The 19734-nt window shown below is 43.4% G+C and carries 16 protein-coding genes, 1 tRNA gene and 1 pseudogene; 10 read left to right on the plus strand and 8 right to left on the minus strand.

Annotated features, from left to right (window positions below):
• Positions 1–464: 464 nt before the first annotated feature.
• On the plus strand, positions 465–1010 hold the full coding sequence (gene msrA / locus HUE98_RS04235) for a peptide-methionine (S)-S-oxide reductase MsrA (RefSeq protein ID WP_241422624.1): 546 nt from the start codon (positions 465–467) through the stop codon (positions 1008–1010).
• 168 nt (positions 1011–1178) lie between these two features.
• A complete protein-coding gene (locus tag HUE98_RS04240; RefSeq protein ID WP_241422625.1) occupies positions 1179–2624 on the plus strand; it encodes a LuxR family transcriptional regulator in 1446 nt (481 codons plus the stop codon).
• Positions 2625–2695: 71 nt separating this feature from the next.
• On the opposite strand, the gene HUE98_RS04245 is transcribed toward HUE98_RS04240, so the two are convergent.
• Entirely contained in the window at positions 2696–3457 is a 762-nt protein-coding gene (locus tag HUE98_RS04245; protein WP_241422626.1) for a hypothetical protein, read from the minus strand.
• Positions 3458–3712: 255 nt separating this feature from the next.
• On the opposite strand from HUE98_RS04245, the gene HUE98_RS04250 reads away from it, so the two are divergent.
• The gene (locus tag HUE98_RS04250) at positions 3713–5365 is read left to right on the plus strand and encodes a carbon starvation CstA family protein (RefSeq protein ID WP_241422627.1); all 1653 of its coding nucleotides are present in this window, start codon (positions 3713–3715) and stop codon (positions 5363–5365) included.
• Between the two features lie 181 nt (positions 5366–5546).
• Here the strand turns inward: HUE98_RS04250 and HUE98_RS04255 are convergent, their stop codons facing one another.
• The 7 genes and pseudogenes from HUE98_RS04255 to HUE98_RS17960 form a co-directional block, all read right to left on the minus strand.
• Entirely contained in the window at positions 5547–6269 is a 723-nt protein-coding gene (locus HUE98_RS04255) for a 2Fe-2S iron-sulfur cluster-binding protein (RefSeq protein WP_241422628.1), read from the minus strand.
• Positions 6270–6300: 31 nt separating this feature from the next.
• Entirely contained in the window at positions 6301–8154 is a 1854-nt protein-coding gene (locus HUE98_RS04260) for an NADH-quinone oxidoreductase subunit NuoF (protein WP_318036519.1), read from the minus strand.
• 36 nt (positions 8155–8190) lie between these two features.
• The gene (locus tag HUE98_RS04265; protein ID WP_241422629.1) at positions 8191–8679 is read right to left on the minus strand and encodes an NADH-quinone oxidoreductase subunit NuoE family protein; all 489 of its coding nucleotides are present in this window, start codon (positions 8677–8679) and stop codon (positions 8191–8193) included.
• Between the two features lie 124 nt (positions 8680–8803).
• Complete coding sequence (porB, locus tag HUE98_RS04270) at positions 8804–9832, minus strand: pyruvate synthase subunit PorB (protein WP_241422630.1); 1029 nt, start codon at positions 9830–9832, stop codon at positions 8804–8806.
• Between the two features lie 124 nt (positions 9833–9956).
• Positions 9957–11144, minus strand: coding sequence for a transketolase C-terminal domain-containing protein (locus HUE98_RS04275; RefSeq protein ID WP_241422631.1), 1188 nt, complete (start codon positions 11142–11144; stop codon positions 9957–9959).
• Positions 11144–11401, minus strand: a complete 258-nt coding sequence (locus HUE98_RS17955; RefSeq protein WP_407080300.1) for a 4Fe-4S binding protein — start codon at positions 11399–11401, stop codon at positions 11144–11146. The genes HUE98_RS04275 and HUE98_RS17955 overlap by 1 nt, the downstream gene beginning before the upstream one ends.
• Positions 11402–11491: 90 nt before the next feature.
• Positions 11492–12028 (minus strand): annotated as a pseudogene (locus tag HUE98_RS17960) (pyruvate ferredoxin oxidoreductase subunit gamma); the annotation flags it as partial.
• A gap of 370 nt (positions 12029–12398) precedes the next feature.
• Between HUE98_RS17960 and HUE98_RS04285 the strand changes: the two are divergent.
• From HUE98_RS04285 to HUE98_RS04315, 7 genes are all read left to right on the plus strand, one after another.
• Positions 12399–12474 (plus strand) — tRNA-OTHER (locus HUE98_RS04285).
• Positions 12475–12521: 47 nt separating this feature from the next.
• Positions 12522–13520 carry a spermidine synthase gene (locus HUE98_RS04290; RefSeq protein WP_241422633.1) on the plus strand — a complete coding sequence of 333 codons (999 nt, stop codon included), beginning with the start codon at positions 12522–12524 and terminating at the stop codon, positions 13518–13520.
• Positions 13521–13523: 3 nt separating this feature from the next.
• On the plus strand, positions 13524–14618 hold the full coding sequence (locus HUE98_RS04295) for a lipid II:glycine glycyltransferase FemX (RefSeq protein WP_241422634.1): 1095 nt from the start codon (positions 13524–13526) through the stop codon (positions 14616–14618).
• A gap of 92 nt (positions 14619–14710) precedes the next feature.
• Entirely contained in the window at positions 14711–16204 is a 1494-nt protein-coding gene (locus HUE98_RS04300; RefSeq protein WP_241422635.1) for a UDP-N-acetylmuramoyl-L-alanyl-D-glutamate--2,6-diaminopimelate ligase, read from the plus strand.
• 317 nt (positions 16205–16521) lie between these two features.
• Complete coding sequence (locus HUE98_RS04305; protein WP_241422636.1) at positions 16522–17595, plus strand: TRAP transporter substrate-binding protein; 1074 nt, start codon at positions 16522–16524, stop codon at positions 17593–17595.
• A gap of 34 nt (positions 17596–17629) precedes the next feature.
• Positions 17630–18199 carry a TRAP transporter small permease gene (locus tag HUE98_RS04310; RefSeq protein WP_241422637.1) on the plus strand — a complete coding sequence of 190 codons (570 nt, stop codon included), beginning with the start codon at positions 17630–17632 and terminating at the stop codon, positions 18197–18199.
• Positions 18187–19491: a TRAP transporter large permease gene (locus HUE98_RS04315; RefSeq protein ID WP_241422638.1), complete on the plus strand. Its 1305-nt coding sequence runs from the start codon at positions 18187–18189 to the stop codon at positions 19489–19491. Before HUE98_RS04310 ends, HUE98_RS04315 begins: the two co-directional genes overlap by 13 nt.
• The last annotated feature ends 243 nt before the right edge of the window (positions 19492–19734 follow it).

The following is a 19734-nucleotide window of genomic DNA, read 5'->3' on the forward strand; positions in this document are numbered from 1 at the left end:
GTTTGGAGGTGTTTTTTTTGCATGAAAAACAGCAGTATTATATATTAATTTTTCAACCCAAGAGTGTAAAGACAAGAATTATAAAAAAAACCGTTTATCATTCTTTAGGGTGATAGACTGGTAATTGGCAAAATAGTTAGTTTTATAAGTTTTTCGCAAAAATCATAATAAAGGGTGATATCCTAAAAGGGTTAAAGCAAACTATAATGAACAGGAGAAAGGAAAATGTTGTAATTTTTTTTCTGCTTTAAAATATGTTTGTTTAAAAAATAAACTTAGGAGGAAAAAATGTGGACGGACAGACAAAAAAAATATTAATTGTAACAGTAACACTTATTATGGGAGTAATTGTTTCTGTTTATTTTCTGGGCAAATAATTTTTATATGCTGGTGAAAATATTAATTTTGAGGCATAATAAAATAGGCGTAGAAATTATTATTGAAAGGTATGTGAAAATTTAGAAATGGAAAAGCAGAGGGAAACGGCAACGTTGGCCGGGGGTTGTTTTTGGTGCCTGGAACCGGTTTTTGATCAAATAAAAGGCGTAATACAGGTAGTGCCTGGTTATACGGGGGGCGAGATTGACGATCCTACCTATGATAAGATATGTACCGGGACTACAGGACATGCTGAAGCAGTACAAATAGTCTTTGATCCTAATGAGATTTCCTTTGAAAGACTGCTGGAAATTTTTTTTTCTGTCCATGATCCTACTACGTTGAACCGTCAAGGGGCTGATGTGGGCACTCAATATCGTTCAGCCATTTTTTTTCATAACCAGGAGCAGTGGAGAGTTGCTGAAGATTTTATTCAAAAATTAAATGGACAGGATCAATGGAATAATCCTGTGGTAACGCAGGTTAAACCCTTTACTGTTTTTTATCCGGCTGAAGATTACCACCATGGTTACTATCGAAATAATCCTGAAAAGGGATACTGTCGTATTGTTATTGAGCCAAAGCTAACAAGTTTTACCCGTAAACATTTTTCCAGTCTTAAGGGAAAGTGAATTAGGCCATAATTTCATTAAAATAGTTGATGTAAGAAGTAGAAATCATTTAATGGCTGGTGATGGAAGTTAAATAGTAAACAGGCAAATTTATTATAGCACATGATAAAAACACATATGTTATAATGATATAATATGTAAATCTTAATAGGCGGGGGGGGGAGAGGAGTGAAAGCAAAAAGCTTAACTATGTGGTCTCTGGCTGTTTTTTTTGGTTGGCTGCTTTCTTTTCCCTTTAATGGACCTGTGTTTCAAGCTGTTATTTTTAATAGGGCTTTGGATGGGGCTCTGGGCCTGTATTTTACTTTTTTCCATGCTCTGGGACTTTTTGCTGCGGCTTTTTTGTTCCGAGGGAGAAAATTGGTAAAAGGATTAATGGTCTTAAGCGGGGCCCTATGTCTTATACTGACTGTAATCCTGTGGTTTTCTTCGGTAGGATGGTGGCCCTTTTGGTTGTCTTTCCTTGGCGCCGCATCCTCTTTTTATATTATAGGATGGGGCTATCGTTTTACATACCTGGTTACGAATGAAGAGCGTCTGAAATTTATGGCTGTAGTCATTATCTTGTCTAATCTGTTTTATGTGATTATTAATATAGTTTCTGCTCAGGCTCCAGCATATTTAGTTTACATATTGTCTATGACGCTTTTGACGGCCTCCCTTTGCTTTGCTGCAGCGTTGGAGCGGGAAGATATTGAAAGCTGTAAGGACATAAAATTGGATGGTCAAGGTGAGAAGCAGTGTCTTAAAGTTATGGATCAATTAAAAGAATTTCCTAATGCATTAATGATTATTTTAACCCTTTTTATTTTTGGACTATATATTAACGGCGGTTTTATGTACAGTGTTATTTACCCAACCTTTGCGGAGTTCAGCAGGTATACCCATTTCTTTCGAGTGGTCCCTTATCTGGCTGTACTTCTGGTCATGTGGAAATTTGGCGGCAAGGTACACCGTAAATTACCTGTTTACCTGGGTGCTTCTATGTTAGGGCTGGCGTTTATTTCTTTTGCTTTGCTCAGTGATTCTCTGTCGGGTTATATAATTACGGAGATTTTAATAGAGTCTGCCTTTGGGCTGTTGGATTTATTTATTTGGACATTTTTAGGAGTAATATCTCTGCTTTATGGTACTCCCTATAGAATGTTTGGATATGGTCTCTCTGCCAATGTTTTTGCTATATTCTTGGGAGAGGTTATGGGAGTTCGGCTTATGCTGGTAGGAGAGCAGTATCCTATGATTACGGCAATTTTTGCTGCTTCCACCATATTTTTAACTTTTATTATTGTTCCCTGGTTAAATGATCAGATGGACAGGGAACTGTTGGAAAATACAAAAGATGTAGGGAAGAAGGTATATGAAAAAAAGGTAGATGCTTTTAATATGGATAGATTTTTGGAGGAAAAACAGCTAACCCCTCGGGAAAGGGAAATTTTAACTCTGCTGTTTAAAGGAGAAACCAATAAGGTTTTGGCAGAACAGCTGTTTATTAGTGAGAACACTCTTAAAACCCATTTAAAGAACATTTATAAAAAACTTGGGGTATCCAATAAAAGAGAACTTCTGTCTATGGTTATTAGAGGAGAAGATAAGGAGCTCCAGATAAAATTGTAAACTTTATAAAAAAAGCTCTTTTCCGTTTTGCTGGAAAAGAGCTTTAAAATGGGGTTGGTTATTTTAAATTTTTACATTTTATTTTTGATTTTTTTCATATATTCAGTCAGTTTTTTCTCATACTGTTCTTTTGCTTCCGGGGGCAGTTTATCAAGAGAGTTTTTAAAATTGTCTTCGCCGGCGGGCATATCATCTTCAAGGGATGGACTACCATCTCCAAAACTTCGTGGTAAGCAGGGGTTTACTTTTTTAGGTAGTTTAACCACAGGGCCGCCGAAGAAATCCCCTCTCACAATAACATTACGCTCCTGGAACAGTTTTAACCGAAGATTAAAGAAGAGGTTGACGAAAATAAAGGTAGCGCAGTCAGCGGGGAAAGCATTGCAGAAACAGTCGATGAAATCTACCTCCAGGCAGACTCCTTCTGCCTGTTGAAATTCCTCCAATGAAATGGGAAATCCTTTAGGAAAACTATTGAATTTGAAGAAAGGAATAGTTCTTCGGAAACAGGCCGGGAAGGTTTGACAGTAAGGGTTCCCGGTCAGAGGGAAAAACTTGAGGCAGATAATGAATTCGATACATATAATTACACTGTCACAGGTAAAGGTAACTGTTCGGTTGGTGATTTCTACATTTTCACATTCACAACGGCAGATTGGTGCAGGTATCTCAATAAATTTAAAGACTGAAAAAAAGTCTTTAATAAATCTGGCATAAGCTACTTGAACGCAGAGGTCGATGGGTTTAGCTTTATCAAAGGGTGGAAATGGTAGTTTGCCTAACCCCAGGGCTTCATTTTTTTCCTTTTGAATCATTTCTTTTTCTTCAGACATCTAAATACCTCCTTTTTTTGGCATATTAAAACATGGATTGACCATATTCTATTTAATATATAATATGATATATGTTTTAATATGACACTGAATTATAGATTATTATATTTTCTATGAGGTTCCTTGCTGACGAATTGGATTTTAAAGAACTAATGTCCCATTAAAGTCTTCTATATGGTAAAATGGGAAGGTGAATTTACATTTACCCGAAAGGGGAAATTCCCCCATAACTTTTAGGAAGAGGAGAATCATTAATTGGCTGCTTTGGTGTTTGTAGTAGTTGCTGTTATCCTTTATATACTGTCCTACCGTTTTTATGCCAAATTCTTATCGGAAAAAATCTGGATGTTAGATCCTAAGCGTAAAACACCTGCCTTTAAGTACGAAGATGGTTTTGAGTTTGTGCCTACCCGAACCGATGTAGTTGCCGGCCATCATTTTACTTCTATTGCCGGAGCTGCTCCTATAGTTGGACCTGTTGTTGCGGCTATCTGGGGCTGGCTGCCCGGCCTGTTATGGATTATTATTGGAACCATTTTTTTTGGCGCGGTACATGACCTGGGGGCTCTGGCCACATCCTTAAGGCATGAAGGTAGAGGTATTGCAGACTTTTTACAGGATTTATTGGGGAAAAGGGCAATGCAGCTGATGTATATTCTCATATTCTTTTTGTTAATCCTGGTTAGTGCTGTTTTTGTTCATATAACAGCTGTTATGGCTCAGGCTTTCCCGGCAGCCGTATATTCCATTTGGGTGGAGATACCCCTGGCAATTATTATCGGCCTCATGATTCGCTACAAAGTTAAATTCAATATATATTTTGCATCCATAATTTCCGTTGCCATCATGTATGGGGTAATAGCTCTTGGCCTTTCCTACCCCTTACAGTTAAGTTACTATACCTGGGTTGTTATCCTGCTGGTTTATATGTTTATATCTGCTCGACTTCCCGTCTGGCTCCTGGTTCAGCCCCGGGACTTTATAAACGGTCTACAACTAATTATTGCCCTTGTCGTAACCACGGCTGGCGTTATTATTTTAGCTGCCAGCGGAGGTGGACAATTAGCTGCTCCTGCGATTAGATTAGCACCGGAGGGAGCGCCTCCTATCTGGCCTTTTATAATGGTTACCATAGCCTGTGGTGCTATCTCCGGCTGGCATTCCATAGTAGGAAGTGGAACTACTCCCAAGCAGTTAAGAAGGGAAACAGATGCGAAGGTAGTAGGTTATGGTTCTATGCTGGCGGAAGGTTACCTGGCTGTAATCGCACTATTAACAGCTGTAGTAGGTTTAGGCGTTGCCGGTTATTCGGAAGTTTATTCTGCATGGGAGCAGGCCTCCTGGCCGGCAGTTTGGGCTGAAGGAGGTTCAACTTTTGTGGCGGCTCTAGGGATTCCAACAGCAGCGGCAGCAGCTTTTATGGCTGTAGTTGCAAAAAGTTTTGCCATGACTACTCTGGACTCCTCCATGCGGTTTACTCGTATTGCATTTGCTGAAAGTGTAATTACCTTTGGCCTGCCTAAAGCTCTGGCCAATAAAACCTTTTCTATTTTACCAGGCTGGGTGGCAATAGTTATCTTAGCTTTTTCCGGTTATGGTATGAGATTGTGGCCCCTCTTTGGTGCAAGTAATCAAATTCTAGCGTCACTGGCTCTCCTGGCTGCAGCAGTATTCCTCTTAAGTATGGGGAGGTCTACAGTATACTATATCGTACCTTTTGTGGTCATGATTGTTACCTCAATGCTGTCCATGGCTTACAGTATCTTGTTTGACTTTATTCCTAATGGAGATTGGCTCCTGGTTTTTATCGGTGCCGTTGTTTTTATCTGCGGCACAGGGGTTGTAATTATAGCCCTGCAAACCTGGTCAGCCAAAAAAGAGCAGGCCGTTAAGGTAAAAGATGCCTGATGGTCAATGTTTATTAAGAGCCCCACCTCTAAGCGTTAGCGCAGGTGGGGCTCTTAATCAGGTGGAGTAGAGTCTCCACCTGATTCCCCGATGTTTCAGCTTGCTGAAACGAGTTCACTTTTCCCAGGGAGAAATAAAATCAAGTCATCTATTTCATTATAATAAAAGAGGTTTTTTATCTTTACCGACAGTCGGGGCATACTTTGAACCAATCTTCTAGGGCGGCATCTCCGGTCCTGTTAAGGTAGAAGTCTACCTGGGCTGTTGGGATATAAGCATTGCTGCATTTTGTGCAGGTTTTCATGTTTAATACTCTGTTCCATCGTTTAAGTTTTCTCTTCCTGCCCAGGTCCTCCATAGTTATGCAGCCGGTGGGACATACATGGACACAGGTGCCGCACCCGATGCATTTCTCGGATTCCTCTTCAAAGGGGGGAACTATTTTCCGTTCCGAACCTTTGGAGGAAAAGGTGATGGAGTTGGCACCCACCAGCTCTTCACAGGCTCTAACACAGAGGCCGCATTTGATGCAGCCGTCTGCTTTTTTACTGCTGGGGGAGGGGAGGCATTCTGCTCCCAGTTCCCTGGCCAGGGCCTGAATTTTCGGGGAGTTTAAAGCCATGGGCAAAATCAGCTCCATCATGAGACGGCGGGCTTTTCTGACCTTTGGTGTGTTCGTCTCTACCTGAATTCCCTGGTCTGCAGGATAGGTGCAGGAGGTGGTCAGCTCAACTTTTCCTCCCTTGGTCACCTCCACCAGGCAGAGGCGGCAGCCTCCATAGGAGGAAAGGTTTTCGTGGTAGCAGAGGTGGGGGATTTCGATCCCGTTGTCCAGGGCCGCCTGCAGCAGGTTTTGGCCTTTTGGGGCTGTATACTGCTTTCCGTTAATGGTTAAATTGATCATTTTCAACCCTCACAAGTCTAATATTTTTTAACTATTCTACGGACACCGCCTTGAATCGGCAGGCCTCCTGGCATATACCGCAGCGGATGCAGAACTCTTTATTAATAGACATGGGGGAACCTTTTTCCCCTTCTACTGCGTTGACAGAGCATACTTTCTGACAGCGTCCGCAGCCGTTGCACCGGTCCGGGTCGATGGTATAGCTAATCAGTGATTTACAGACACCGGCTGGACATCGTTTATCCTGGATATGGGCGTCATATTCCTCCCGGAAATATTTCAGAGTGCTGAGCACCGGGTTGGAAGCGGTGCGGCCCAGGGCACAGAGGGAAGCATGGTCCGTAATCCAGGCCAGGTTTTCCAGCTGTTCCAGGTCTCTTTCACAGCCTTCCCCCAGAGTTATTTTTTCCAAAATATCATACATTTTACTGATACCCTCTCGGCAGCTGATGCATTTGCCGCAGGATTCTTCTTTTAAGAACTGCATGAAATACTTGGCAACATCCACCATACAGCTGTCTTCGTCCATGACAATCATTCCGCCGGAACCCATCATGGAGCCCATTTGGCTTAAGCAGTCAAAATCTACGGGAATATCCAGATGCTGTTCCGGAATGCAGCCACCGGAGGGACCTCCAGTCTGGACTGCTTTAAATCTCTTACCTTCTTTAATGCCTCCGCCGATATTATAAATAATAGTTCTTAAGGGGGTTCCCATGGGAACTTCAATTAGTCCGGTATTGTTAACCTTCCCCACCAATGAGAATATTTTGGTCCCTGAGTTCTTTTCGCTGCCAATGGAGCTGTACCACTGGGCTCCCTTGTTCATAATCAGTGGGACGTTAGCCCAGGTTTCCACGTTGTTCAGGCTGGTGGGTTTCCCAAAAAGCCCACTGACAGCAGCGTTGACGTGTTTGGGTCGAGGTTCCCCTGCCCTGCCTTCAATGGCAGAAATCAGGGCACTGGATTCTCCTGAGACAAAAGCCCCCGCTCCCCGCTTCACTTTGACATCAAAATCAAAACCTGTTCCCAGGATATTTTTTCCCAACAGTCCGTAATCTCTGGCCTGCTGGACGGCTGCATTTATATTTTCCAAGGCCAGGGGATACTCCTGACGCACAAATACATATCCCTCCCGGGCACCTATGGCATAGGCTCCGATGGCCAGCCCCTCTAAGACCAGGTGGGGGTTTCCCTCCAGTAGGCTTCGGTCCATGTATGCTCCGGGGTCGCCCTCATCGGCATTTACCACCACATATTTTGTTTCTCCTGGGGCCTTTTGAGTAGTTTCCCATTTAATGCCGGTGGGGAAACCGGCACCACCTCGGCCTCTTAAATTAGCTTTCTTTACCTCCAGCATTACCTTCTCCGGGTTCATTCGGGTCAGGGCATGGGCCAGGGCACTGTAGCCCTCCAGGGTGATATAGTCTTCAATATTTTTGGGGTCCACCAGACGGTTTTTGCCGAAGATGGCCCTCCTTTGGTATTTGTAAAAGGGAATCTCCTGTTCATGGGCATATTTTTCCCCGCTGACGGGGTCAGTAAAGATCAGTCGATCCACTGTTTTTTTCTTCACCACGGTAGTTTCCACGATTTCTGCAATGTCTTCCGGTTTTACCCGGCAGTAACAAATTTCTTCCGGAAGGATGACCACGATGGGCCCCTGTTCACAAAAGCCGTGGCAGCCGGTGGATTTTAAACTAACCTTTTGCGTGAGGCCCCGGGAAGCCAGTTCTTTTTCAAAGGCCTTATGAATTTTTCCACTGGCATAGGCTTTACAGCCGGTGCCCTGGCAGACCGTTATGGTAGGTTTCTCCGGACTGTTTTGGGAAACCAGTTCTCTTTGAAGCCTTTCCAGGTCTGTTACGGAAGTCAACCTGTTCAAAAGGATTCACCTCTTTCTCTTGTTGAGGGAAATATTTTAAGCCTGTTTTTTTTCTTTATCTTTTTGTTCTTTTGAATATTCCTTCACCAGTTTACCTACTTTTAAGGCGGACATATTCCCATAGTGTTCTCCGTTTACCACCACCACTGGGCCCAGGGCGCAGGCTCCCACACAGTTCACCGTCTTCAAGCCGAAGCTCTGATCTTCAGTGACTTCGCCAGGGTCAATTCCCAGTTGGTGTTCCAGTTCATCCAGGATTCGGGAGGCTCCCCTTACGTGGCAGGCGGTTCCAGTGCACACGTGGACCTGGCATTCACCCATGGGCTTTAGGCTGAGGGCCTCGTAAAACTTAGCGATTCGGTAAAGCCTGGTCACCGGGATATCCAGTTTTTCAGCTACGTAGTTCAAAGCCTCTTTGGGGAGATATCTTTTTTCTCCCTGGATATCTAGAAGAATTTCCAGGACTTCTCGGGAATCACCCTGATATTTTTCTATTACCTTGTCAACAAGGGTTTTATTATCCATAGGAACTCATCCTTTGCTTTTTAATCAAAACAGCCAAACAAAAATTGATTACCAGCTTTCCATTGTTGTCTTATTTTGTAATCAAGACGGTTTATGATAATTATTGTTTAAATGAACAGATCGGTTACGCTGTTGCTCCCGCTTTAATCCTGAATATTTTTCCTGCCTCCATTTCTCCTTCGGATTCTGGGAGAACTGTTTCTGCATCATTATTTGGTTTGATGCAGCTTTTGTCTTGAGAATTACTTTTAAGTTCCTGCCATTGTTTACAAACCCGCTGCTGAATCATTTCCACCATTTCCGAACTGAGGCGTTTAAACCTTCCCTGTTTTTTCAAATACTGCTCCACAGGTACCAGGGTTTCAACCTCCACAGTTATTTTGTGTCTCCCTTTTTCAATCTCAAACAGGGGGAATATTCCTGTTTCAATAGCCAGCCGGGCCAGCTGTATGCTGTCCTCGGCAGAAATTCCCCATCCCGGGGGGCAGGGGCTCAGGACATGAATGTATGCAGGGCCTTTTGTTTCCATACCCTTTTTAATCTTCTCCACCAGATCCAGAGGATGGCTGGGGGAGGCGGTAGCGGCATAGGGGATATCGTGGGCGGCAGTGATGCGCATCATGTTTTTCTTCCAGGTCAGCTGTCCGCTGTTGACACTGCCGGCGGGAGAGGTGGTAGTGGCAGCGCCAAAGGGTGTGGCAGAAGATCTCTGCACACCGGTGTTCATATAGGCTTCATTGTCGTAGCAGACATAGAGGAAGTCATGCCCCCGCTCCAGGGCCCCGGATAGGGCCTGCAGGCCGATGTCAGCCGTCCCGCCGTCCCCGGCCATGGCTGCTACAGTGATTTTTCTCCCGTCAATTTTACCTTTGCGTCTCTGGGCTTTTAGTCCTGCTTCAATACCGCTGGCCACAGCGGCGGCATTTTCAAAAGCCACGTGGATCCAGGGTATTTCCCAAGAACTCTGGGGGAAAGGAGAGGAAACTACTTCCATGCATCCCGTAGCGCTGGCCATAATTACATTGCGGCCTAAGGCTTTCTGGACCATGCGCACGGCCACGGCCTGCCCGCATCCGGAGCAGGCCCGATGTCCTGGAGCAAAGTATTCTTTTGAAGTCAGTGTTTTTACTGCATATACATTTGCATCGCTCATGGCATTAACCCTTTCCTTACTTGACTTTTGTAATAAGACAAGGGGATTGGTCCTGTTGTCTTATTTTTATATTTCTGGTGCCGCCGATGCCTAACCGGCGGCATGGAGCCACATTACATCATGTTTATCCCCTGGCTCCGAAGATTTCATAATTTGAACCTGAACCCGGGTATATTCCCGGAATACAATCTGTCTTTTTCCCTTTAATCATTTGGACATAGTCCTCTATGGTGACGTTTCTGCCTCCCAGGCCGATGATATAGCTGTCTACCTGGGGAGGGTTTTTTATGCCGTATAGGGCGGAACGGATTTCTGATGCCACTGGACCTCCGGGCCCTCCAGAGGAAACGGCCCGGTCCATGACTACCAGTTTTTTCGCTCCGGCAGCTGCCCGGGAAAACTCTTCAAAGGGGAACGGGCGCCACATCCTGAGTTCTAAAAGTCCAACTTTTTGTCCCTGCTTACGCATTAATTTAACAGCCTCCGCAGCAGTTTCGCTGAGGCTTCCCATGCTGACTAATATCGTATCCGCATCCTGACAGTAGAGTTCTTCCACCGGATGGTAATGGCGTCCGGTGAGTCGTGTCCAGGCCTCCCAGGCCTCCACAATAGCAGGTTGGGAAGCTTTTAAAACCTCATCATGAGCTTTTTTAGCCTCCGTATACAATGCCGGGGTGGCATAAGCCCCCATGGTTAAGGGTTTGTCGGGATGGAGGGTAGCTGCAGGTACATAGGGAGGGATATACCCTTTTAGTTCATGGTCCTCCATCAATTCCACGGATTCAAAGGTATGGGAAAGAATGAACCCGTCCATATTGATGATTACCGGCAGCAGGACATTATGCTTTTCTGCAATCCGGTAGGCGATAAATACGTGGTCATAAACCTCCTGGCCGTTTTTAACAAACAGTTGAATGCACCCGCTGTCCCTGATGGACATTACGTCGCTGTGGTCGTTCCAGATAGAGAGGGGCCCGGAGAGGGAACGGTTGACCAAAAGCATGACCATGGGCAGTCTTAGTGCAGAAGCTATGGGAACCAGTTCGCTCATCAGAGCCAGTCCTTGAGAGCTGGTTGAGGTAAAGGTTCGGGCTCCTGAGGCCTGGCTACCTATGGCTACGCTCATGGCGGAATGTTCCGATTCAACGGTGACATATTCTGCATCCAACTGGCCGTTGGCTACGAATTCTGATAATTTTTCTACAATATGCGTCTGAGGTGTAATGGGATAAGCTGCGACTACATCCACATCAGCCTGCTTTACCGCTTCTGCCGCGGCAATGGATACTTCCATTCCAACGCGTTTTGCCATTACAGTTCAAGCTCCTTTTCCATATGAATTGCACCTGTGGGACATTCTTTGGCGCAAATGCCACAACCTTTACAATAGTCTAAGTCTACAAAGAAATAACCCTCAGAGTCTTGTTTCTGTGCAGCATCGGGGCAGAAGGCCCAGCAGAGTCCGCACTGAATACATCGTTCTTTCATCATCACCGGAAGAGAGGACCTCCAGTCGCCGGTAAGGTTATTTTTAGAACTGCCGGGAGGGACTACAAGGCCTGGGGCCAATTCAGTCCACAGGTAATCGAGATCCTCTTTAGAGGTTTTTCCCTGGCATGGTGCAGTTTGTTCAAAGCTTTCTCTGTCACTGCCGGATATAATTTGAGTTTCTTCGTAAGCCCGTTCCAGGGCTTGTACGTTCAAAATGGCAACTTTTCCGCTAAATCGGTTTTGTACAGCGGAAATAAGAGATTCAATCTTTACTACAGGCAGCATCCTTAACAGAGCCCCCAGAAGTACCGTATTGGTGATGGGCCGATTCAGAATCTCCTGGGCAATCTGAGTCGCATTTACAGAGGCCAGCTGTTTTAAACCCTTAAACATAAACTGCTGCGGCTCTTTTTTGGTGTTTATTACTAGATATCCGTCTTCTTGTAAGCCCCGGGTTACGTCTACGGCACTGAAAAGAGAGGGATCTAGAACAATCACCACATTAGGATTGTCAATGCTGGTCCGCAGGGTTACGGGCTTGTCATCGATTCGGCAAAAGGCAGATACTGGTGCACCCCGGCGTTCCGGTCCAAAACTGGGAAAAGCCCGGGCAAATTTCCCTTCTTCAATGGCTGCCTGAGCCAACAGCTCTGCGGAAGTAACAGCTCCTTGTCCACCCCTACCGTGAAATCTTATTTCTAACAATGTGTCACACCCCCTTCTGTGTTTAAGTGGGAGAGTAAATGCCAAACTTAGTTTTTTTACCCTGCTCTGTTCATTCTTTGATGTTCTGCTTTAGTTTTGAAGATAGTTCTTATATTTGGTGAAATTGCTACATGATTCACTGTAAAAACCTAGAAAAACAAAAATATGACTTAAATATTCCAGATATCTCTAAAAATCATTGCATTGCTTATTATTACACCATCCAAATTGTACATCAGGCACTGTATTATGTCAAGTGGTGAAAAAGGTTTTCAAAAATAGCAAACGTAAAATTAAAGTCCATAACTGGTATTTATTTATTGCGATAATTTGAAACATTTTATCACATAATAGTAATGAAGTTTTAAAGGCGCCCGTAGCTCAGTGGAAAGAGCACCGGTATCTTAGCCGGATGACGCAGGTTTGATTCCTGACCGGGCGCACCATTTTTTTAACATGTCTTTTTTAACTTGCCTAAGGAGGGCTAAAAAAGTTGCTCCTTAAAAATATCTGGAGACGGCTGCCACAATGTTTTAAAAAACCGGCCTACTGGATTAAAGGCTGGCGGGAACAAGGGCGGATTGTGTACAAGAAAGAAAGTAGTTACAGTTATATACAGGTGATCGATAAGAAAGGGTATCGGTATCTTGTTTTTAAAGATCCCTCCTGTCCTCTTCATCTTCAACGGCCGGAGGACATTTATCAGAGCCGTATGTCTCTTGATGACACTCTTGATACTGGGGTTCCTTATGCAGATTATTTTCATTTAGCCTGGATTTTTAATCCTCAGATTAAAGATATTATTATGATTGGGTTGGGGGGGGCAGCAGTTCCCAAGGTTTTTTTAAAAGACTATCCGGAAATATTTTTTAGAACCGTGGAAATAGATCCAGAAGTGGTGAATATAGCTTATAAGTATTTTTTTCTTTCCCAAGATGACCGGCATAAAATAATCATTGGAGATGGTAGGGAGTACATAAAAAATACTGTGGACCCTGCAGATTTGGTTCTGCTGGATGCATTTTATTCCCGTACAATACCTCACCATCTGTTTACGGTAGAATTTTTTCAAGAAATTAAAAACAAACTGAATGAAGAGGGACTTCTTGCTATCAATTTTAATGGTTCCCTGGCCGGTACAAACAGTTTTCTTTTTTCTTCGGTTTTGAAAAGTTTAAGGACTATTTTTCAACAGATATATGTTTTTGCCAGCCGTAAAAATTCCCCAAACAGTATGCAGAATATTATCATTTTTGCATGTAAGAATTTACAAAACCTTGGGAGGCCTGAAATTATTGATTTGGCAAGAGGTTTAGCTGAAGAAAAAGTAACCGTGTCAGGTTTTATTTTTAAAGCCAGGCAGCTTTATGAAGGTCCTGTTGAACTGGAAGAAGCGGAATTGATTCGAGATGCTTTAAGCCCTCCGGGAGGGATGATAAATTTGTATAATAGTAGAATCGGAAAATTAATACCTGAAACGGGAGAAGGATGAAAAATGACCTTACCTTTGGAAACTAAGCTGCTGCACGATAAAGAGCATTATTGGATGCGGCAAGTAACCGCTGATGAAAAGATGGATTTTCAACGATTTTTAGAAAATTCGGAGTTAGGAAATATATTCCAAACTTTTGAATGGGCTCAACTAAAGGAAATGGGGGGGTGGCAGCCCTTCCATTTCTTATTGGAAAGCAGAGGGAAAGCTTTAGGAGCGGTGTCCCTTCTGAAGCGGAGAGCTGGAGGCCTGTCATTTTTTTATTCTCCCCGGGGCCCGGTTCTAGACTATAGAAATCCTGATGTTCTTGCTCTTTTCTCTCGGGGCATTAAACCCATAGCTCAACGGGAGAAGGCTGCTTTCTGGCGGATCGACCCTGAACTTCCGGGAGATTTTGTAACAGACGCTTTTCAAAGGGCTAATTTTCAACGGGTTCCAATGACCAATAACTTTGGGGGAATACAGCCCAAATGGGTTTGGCGGATCCCGTTACAAAAAACCTCAGGGGAGCAGTGGAAACTATTAAAAAAAAGCTGCAGGCGTCAGATAAAAAAGGCTGAAAAAAATGGGGTGGAAGTAAGATGGGGGGGGAGGGAACATTTATCTGAGTTTTATGGTTTACTTCAGGCTACCGCCAGCCGAAATGGTTTTTTACTTCGGGGCCAAAAATATTATGAGAATCTTTGGAGGCTTCTGTATCCTACAGGTAATCTTTTACTCTCCATGGCATACCTGGAGGGAGAACCGGTGTCAACGGCATTGGCAGTAGTATTCCGTCGGGGGGTTTGGGACCTTTACGCAGGCAGCAGTAGGGTCGGTATGGATTCAGGTGCTTCTTACTTGATAACATGGCAGCTGATATCCTCGGCAGTTCAAAAGGGACTGGGTTTTTATGACCTGGGGGGTATTATAAACCAGGCCCAAGCAGAAGGTTCTCTTAATGGCTTAAAAATATTTAAAAGCCGTTTTGGGGGCAAGGAGATAGAATTTTTGGGAGAGTACGACCTGGTTTTTAATTCTTCAGCTTATAGATTTTGGAACTGGGGTCAAAAAGGTTACAATTTTTTGAAGCGTTGTCGAATATTTTTACAGATTTAAGTTGGGTTTTAGGTGAGACATTTAAAACAAAAGAATTCATAGATAAAAACGATTTTTAGATTTACATCATTTGAATGGAAAAGGTGATGGTTATGAGGGTAAGGGAAATTGTTAATGAAGTTAAACCGGTAAAAGTCCTTGGTTACAAGGACATTGAAGTGACTGATATAACCAACCATTCCGCCCGGGTTAAGCCGGGGGCTTTATTTATTTGCGTATCCGGATACACAGAGGATGGACATTTGTATGCAGAACAGGCGGTTAAAAAAGGTGCAGCCGCCGTAATTACGGAGAGAAAACTTAATCTTCCGGTTACTCAGCTGCTGGTTAAAGATTCCCGTTTAGCCCAGGCTTTAGCTGTGCAGAAGTATTTTCATTATCCTTCCAGCCGGTTAAATCTGGTAGGGATTACCGGCACCAACGGGAAGACTACTATTTCTTATTTAACCGAAGCTATTTTTCGCCAGGCCGGGCATAAGACTGGACTAATCGGGACCATAAATTATAAGATTCATGACCTTATACTTCCAGCAGTAAACACTACTCCCGATTCTATTGACCTGGGAAGGCTTTTCTGTCAGATGTTGGAGCAGAAAATAGATACTGCTGTTTTAGAGGTTTCATCTCATGCACTGGAAATGCACAGGGTAACCGGTTGTGATTTTAATGTTTCGGTATTCTCAAATCTTACTCGGGATCATTTTGATTTACATCAAAATCTCAGCAATTATGTTAATGCGAAGAAAAAACTTTTTCAGTATCAGTCAAGATGGGGGCATGACTCCACAGAACAGCGTTATGCGGTAATTAACATTGATGATCCTCACAGTTCTTCTATGCTGGCGGCGGTTCCCCAAAAAGTCAAAGTTATTACCTATGGGTTTAATCCCTGGGCCCGGATACGGGTAGAGGGCTTCTTTTTAAATGACATTGGGTCAGTTTTCAAGGTAAGCCTGGGGGGCAAAATATTTACTGTTGAGCTTAAGCTTCCCGGACTGTTTAATATCTATAATGCTCTGGCCTCCTTATCTGTAGGTTTGTGCTATGATTTTGATTTTGAAATTATGATTAAAGCCCTCTCAGAGGTACAGGGCATCCCAGGCCGTTTCCAGTCAATAGAGTGTGGGCAGGATTTTCGGGTAATTGTGGATTTTGCTCACAATCCTGATGCTCTTTTAAAGTTATTAACTTTTGATGGAGGTAATAACCTTACCAAAAAAATATTAGTATTTGGGTGTGAAGGTGGCAAAGATCAGGGAAAACGAAAATTAATGGGTGTTATTGCTGCCCGGAATGCAGATTACTGCATAATTACCTGTGACAATGTGAACCACGAAGATCCTATAAAAATAGCAGGGGAAATTGAGGAAGGTATTTTGGAGGGGGGGATGAACTCAACTTGTTATCGAATCATTTTAGATCGCCAAAAAGCTATAGAATATGCTTTAGAGTTGGCTTGTTCCGGGGATATCGTTATTATAGCAGGAAAAGGCCACGAGACTAAACAGGTAATTGCCGGTCAGGAGATTCCTTTTTGTGATCAGGAGGTGGTTAAAGATTTGTTAACTACTACTCATTGGGTTTAAGAAAACTAGCAGTAATCTCTGGAGCTTATCTTAGAGATATCAATAAAATAAAAGATTAGAGGATGCTGTGAGATTACAGCATTTTTTTTGTTAAATAAAAGGATTTATTGTAGGAATGTTGAAGCTAATAAGGTAAAAATTTTTATAAATGTGGTGGATCTTTATATATTATTACTTTGGAAGGAGGATTGATTAATTTAAGCTAATTAATTCTAAAAGGCCCGAATATTATTGGTTGTTGTAGAAAAAGTTTATGTGTGGTATATAATGCCGGCACCTAATAAGCCGGGTGAATAAAATATGTGGGGGTATGTTTTTTGCGGAAGAATATAATATGGCGCATCAGTATGCTTTTGATTATTGTTTTATTAGTTTCGGTTGTGGGCTGTTCTGCTGATGATTCACAGCCTCAGGTAGTTGAAGATGGGGATCGAATAGATCTTACTTTAAATCTGGCTCACTTTTTCCCTGCCACTCATCCGGCAGAGACAGAGTTAGTACAGGGTTGGGCCGCTGCCATTGAGGAGGCCACCGACGGGCAAATAAAGGTTATCAGCTATCCGCAGGGAACCCTTTTGGCTGCAGAAGCCATTTATGACGGGGTAGTTAGTGAAATTGCACATATCGGGGTCTCTTGCTTTTCTTATACAAGAGGTCGTTTTCCCCTGCTGGAGGCCTTTGAACTTCCGGTAATCGTGTATAACAATTCAAGAGTTGCCAGCAAAGTGGCCTGGGAGGGAATTCAGGAACTAAACCCCGACGAAGTACAGGATACTAAGCTGATGATGGTACTGGCCACCGGACCGGGAGATTTGTTTACCAAGACGCCGGTTCGTACATTAGAGGATCTTCAGGGAATGGAGATTCGGGCTACCGGTTTAAGTGCTAAGACGTTAGAGGTTTTGGGGGCTACTCCCGTAGCCATGTCCCAGGCTGAAGCTTATGAGTCATTGCAAAGAGGTGTGGTGCAGGGAAATCTTTCACCCCTGGAAGTGCTGCAGGGATGGAAACATGCAGAGGTTACCGATTATTTGACACTGACTCCATTTTTGTACAACACTCTGTTCTTCATGACCATGAATCAGGATACATGGGATTCTATACCTCCCCATCTGCAGGAGGCTATTGAAGAAGTCAACGAAAAGTTCTTTGAAGAGGTAGCCATGAGCCTTTGGGATGTACAGAATGAATCTGGCCTAAAATATGCTGTGGAAGAGGAAGGGCTGGAGGTCATTACTCTTTCTGATGAGGAGACTGCCCGTTGGAAACAGAAGGCGGAACCTGTGCTGGAGGACTTTCTAAAGGAGATGGAGGAAAAGGGCCTGTCAGGCAGCGAGGCACTGGAGATTGTGAAGAGGCTGGCGGATCAATATAACGAAGTTTATAAGTAGATTTTTTTAAAAAAGGCAGCAGGAAAAATATTGGTTGTTTACCGGGCCGGTCTATGACCGGCCCGTATCCTGTGCCCTTTATATAACGAAGAAAGGATTTTACCAAATGGAGCATTTCAGCGGTTTTGTGACAAAGCTCAGCAGTTTTTTGGATAAGATTGCCGGGTTGGTACTGGTTTCAGTTATGTTTCTGGTGGTAGCTAATGTAATTCTAAGAGAATTATTCAAAAGTCCTATATTGGGCACCTATGAGTATGTGGGTTTTTTCACGGCTTCTTTAATTGGACTGGCTATAGCTTACTGTGCTTTGAAGGATTTTCACATTTCTGTAGGATTTATGTTGGAAAAATTATCACCAGGCATTCAACAGTTAGTGGAAGTATTTATAGGATTTATTTCTTTTATTTTTTTATTATTTTCCTCCTGGCACATCATGGATTACGCTGGAAGCATGATTGCCAGTGGAGAAGTGTCCCCTACTACCAGAACTCCTTTTTATCCCTTTATTTACGTGGTGGCCGTTGGTTTTGTGGCCTTGTGTCTGGTGGTCCTTCTAAAATTGACAGAATCTATAAGAAAGGTAGTTAAGGAATGGAACCAATAACTATAGGATTAATTGGAATATTGGCTTTTTTTGTACTTTTGATATTAAAGATGCCCATTTCTTATGCTATGTCCCTGGTAGGATTTGTGGGGTTGGGATATCTGGTCTCTCCTTCGGCAGCATTTCGAGTGGTGGCCAAAGATATCTATTCCACCTTTGCTTCTTATTCTCTGAGTGTTATACCTATGTTTGTTTTTATGGGTTTTCTGGCTTTTCACTCAGGTATTGGGTCCAGGCTTTATGCATTCGCTTATAAAATGGTAGGACACCTGTCCGGGGGATTGGCCATAGCTACCCAGGCAACCTGTGCTCTTTTTGGTGCGGTGTGTGGTTCCAATACGGCAACTGCCGCTACCATTGGGGCAATAGCCTTACCAGAAATGAAAAAATATAATTATGATCCTTCTCTGTCCACTGCCAGCGTGGCCGCTGGTGGGGCCCTGGGGGTATTAATTCCTCCCAGCGTAATCTTTATTATCTATGGAATATCTACGGAACAGTCCATCGGTCAGCTTTTTATTGCTGGTATCATCCCCGGTCTTATGCTGATGTGTTTGTATATGCTGACCATTTTCCTGCTGGCCCTTCGAAATCCCCAGCTGGCCCCTGTCGGTCCTCGGTTTAGCTGGAGTGAAAGGTTTGGTGCTCTTAAGGGGGGCTTGTGGGAGGTTATGGTAATATTTTTAATTTCTTTGGGGGGCCTCTTTAAAGGATGGTTTACTCCCACGGAAGCGGGGGCGGTAGGAGCTTTTGGTGTATTGGCCCTTACTGTTCTGAGCAGAAAATTAAAGCTCGAGGGCTTTCAAAAAGCATTGGCTGATTCTACCCGCACCACTGCTATGATTATGCTGCTGGTGGCTGGAGCTGTTATTTTTGGTCGTTTTATGGCCATGAGCAGGATCCCCTTTGAACTGGCCAGTTGGGCCGGAGCATTACCTCTGCCCCCTTCATTGGTAATGGCTATCATTTTACTGATATACCTGGTGTTGGGATTTTTTATTGATGCTCTGGCTTTGATATTGTTGACTATCCCCATCTTCTATCCGGTAGCGGTAACCACCCTGGGGTATGACCCACTGTGGTTTGGGGTGATTATTGTAATGGTAGTGGCCATGGGTGTTATTACTCCGCCGGTGGGGATGAATGTTTATATAATCAAGGGGGTTGCCAAGGATGTTCCCCTGGAGGTTATTTTTAAGGGGATTTGGCCTTTCCTTTTGGCTTTAATTATATGTATTGCCCTATTGATTATCTTTCCATCTCTAGCCACCTTTCTTCCTGGTTTTATATAAAGAATGTCAAGGGCTGGGGCCGTTTAAAACCGCAGGTTTTTTGCGGCCCCTTTTTTTTTTACTAAACCTTTAAATCTTGATGGAAGTGTTTGAAGTAGATGGTATGGGAAAAAACTATAAAAATAGCAAAGCTTATGATATACTGTTTATAGTCCGGATGTCCGGATTTTTTATGAATCAAAACCCTATTAATATCATAGGAATAGTTAAGTATATATTTTTACTGCAATAGTAAAAAAATTT

Origin of the sequence: Candidatus Contubernalis alkalaceticus, assembly GCF_022558445.1 — a bacterium.
In the GTDB taxonomy this organism is placed as follows: Bacteria; Bacillota; Dethiobacteria; order SKNC01; family SKNC01; genus Contubernalis; species Contubernalis alkaliaceticus.

Coding starts and splice junctions, on each gene's coding strand:
- msrA (WP_241422624.1), top strand. CDS start 465: ATGGAAAAGCAGAGGGAAACGGCAACGTTGGCCGGGGGTTGTTTTTGG.
- HUE98_RS04245 (WP_241422626.1), bottom strand. CDS start 3,457: ATGTCTGAAGAAAAAGAAATGATTCAAAAGGAAAAAAATGAAGCCCTG.
- HUE98_RS04255 (WP_241422628.1), bottom strand. CDS start 6,269: ATGATCAATTTAACCATTAACGGAAAGCAGTATACAGCCCCAAAAGGC.
- HUE98_RS04265 (WP_241422629.1), bottom strand. CDS start 8,679: ATGGATAATAAAACCCTTGTTGACAAGGTAATAGAAAAATATCAGGGT.
- porB (WP_241422630.1), bottom strand. CDS start 9,832: ATGAGCGATGCAAATGTATATGCAGTAAAAACACTGACTTCAAAAGAA.
- HUE98_RS04275 (WP_241422631.1), bottom strand. CDS start 11,144: ATGGCAAAACGCGTTGGAATGGAAGTATCCATTGCCGCGGCAGAAGCG.
- HUE98_RS04295 (WP_241422634.1), top strand. CDS start 13,524: ATGACCTTACCTTTGGAAACTAAGCTGCTGCACGATAAAGAGCATTAT.
- HUE98_RS04300 (WP_241422635.1), top strand. CDS start 14,711: ATGAGGGTAAGGGAAATTGTTAATGAAGTTAAACCGGTAAAAGTCCTT.
- HUE98_RS04315 (WP_241422638.1), top strand. CDS start 18,187: ATGGAACCAATAACTATAGGATTAATTGGAATATTGGCTTTTTTTGTA.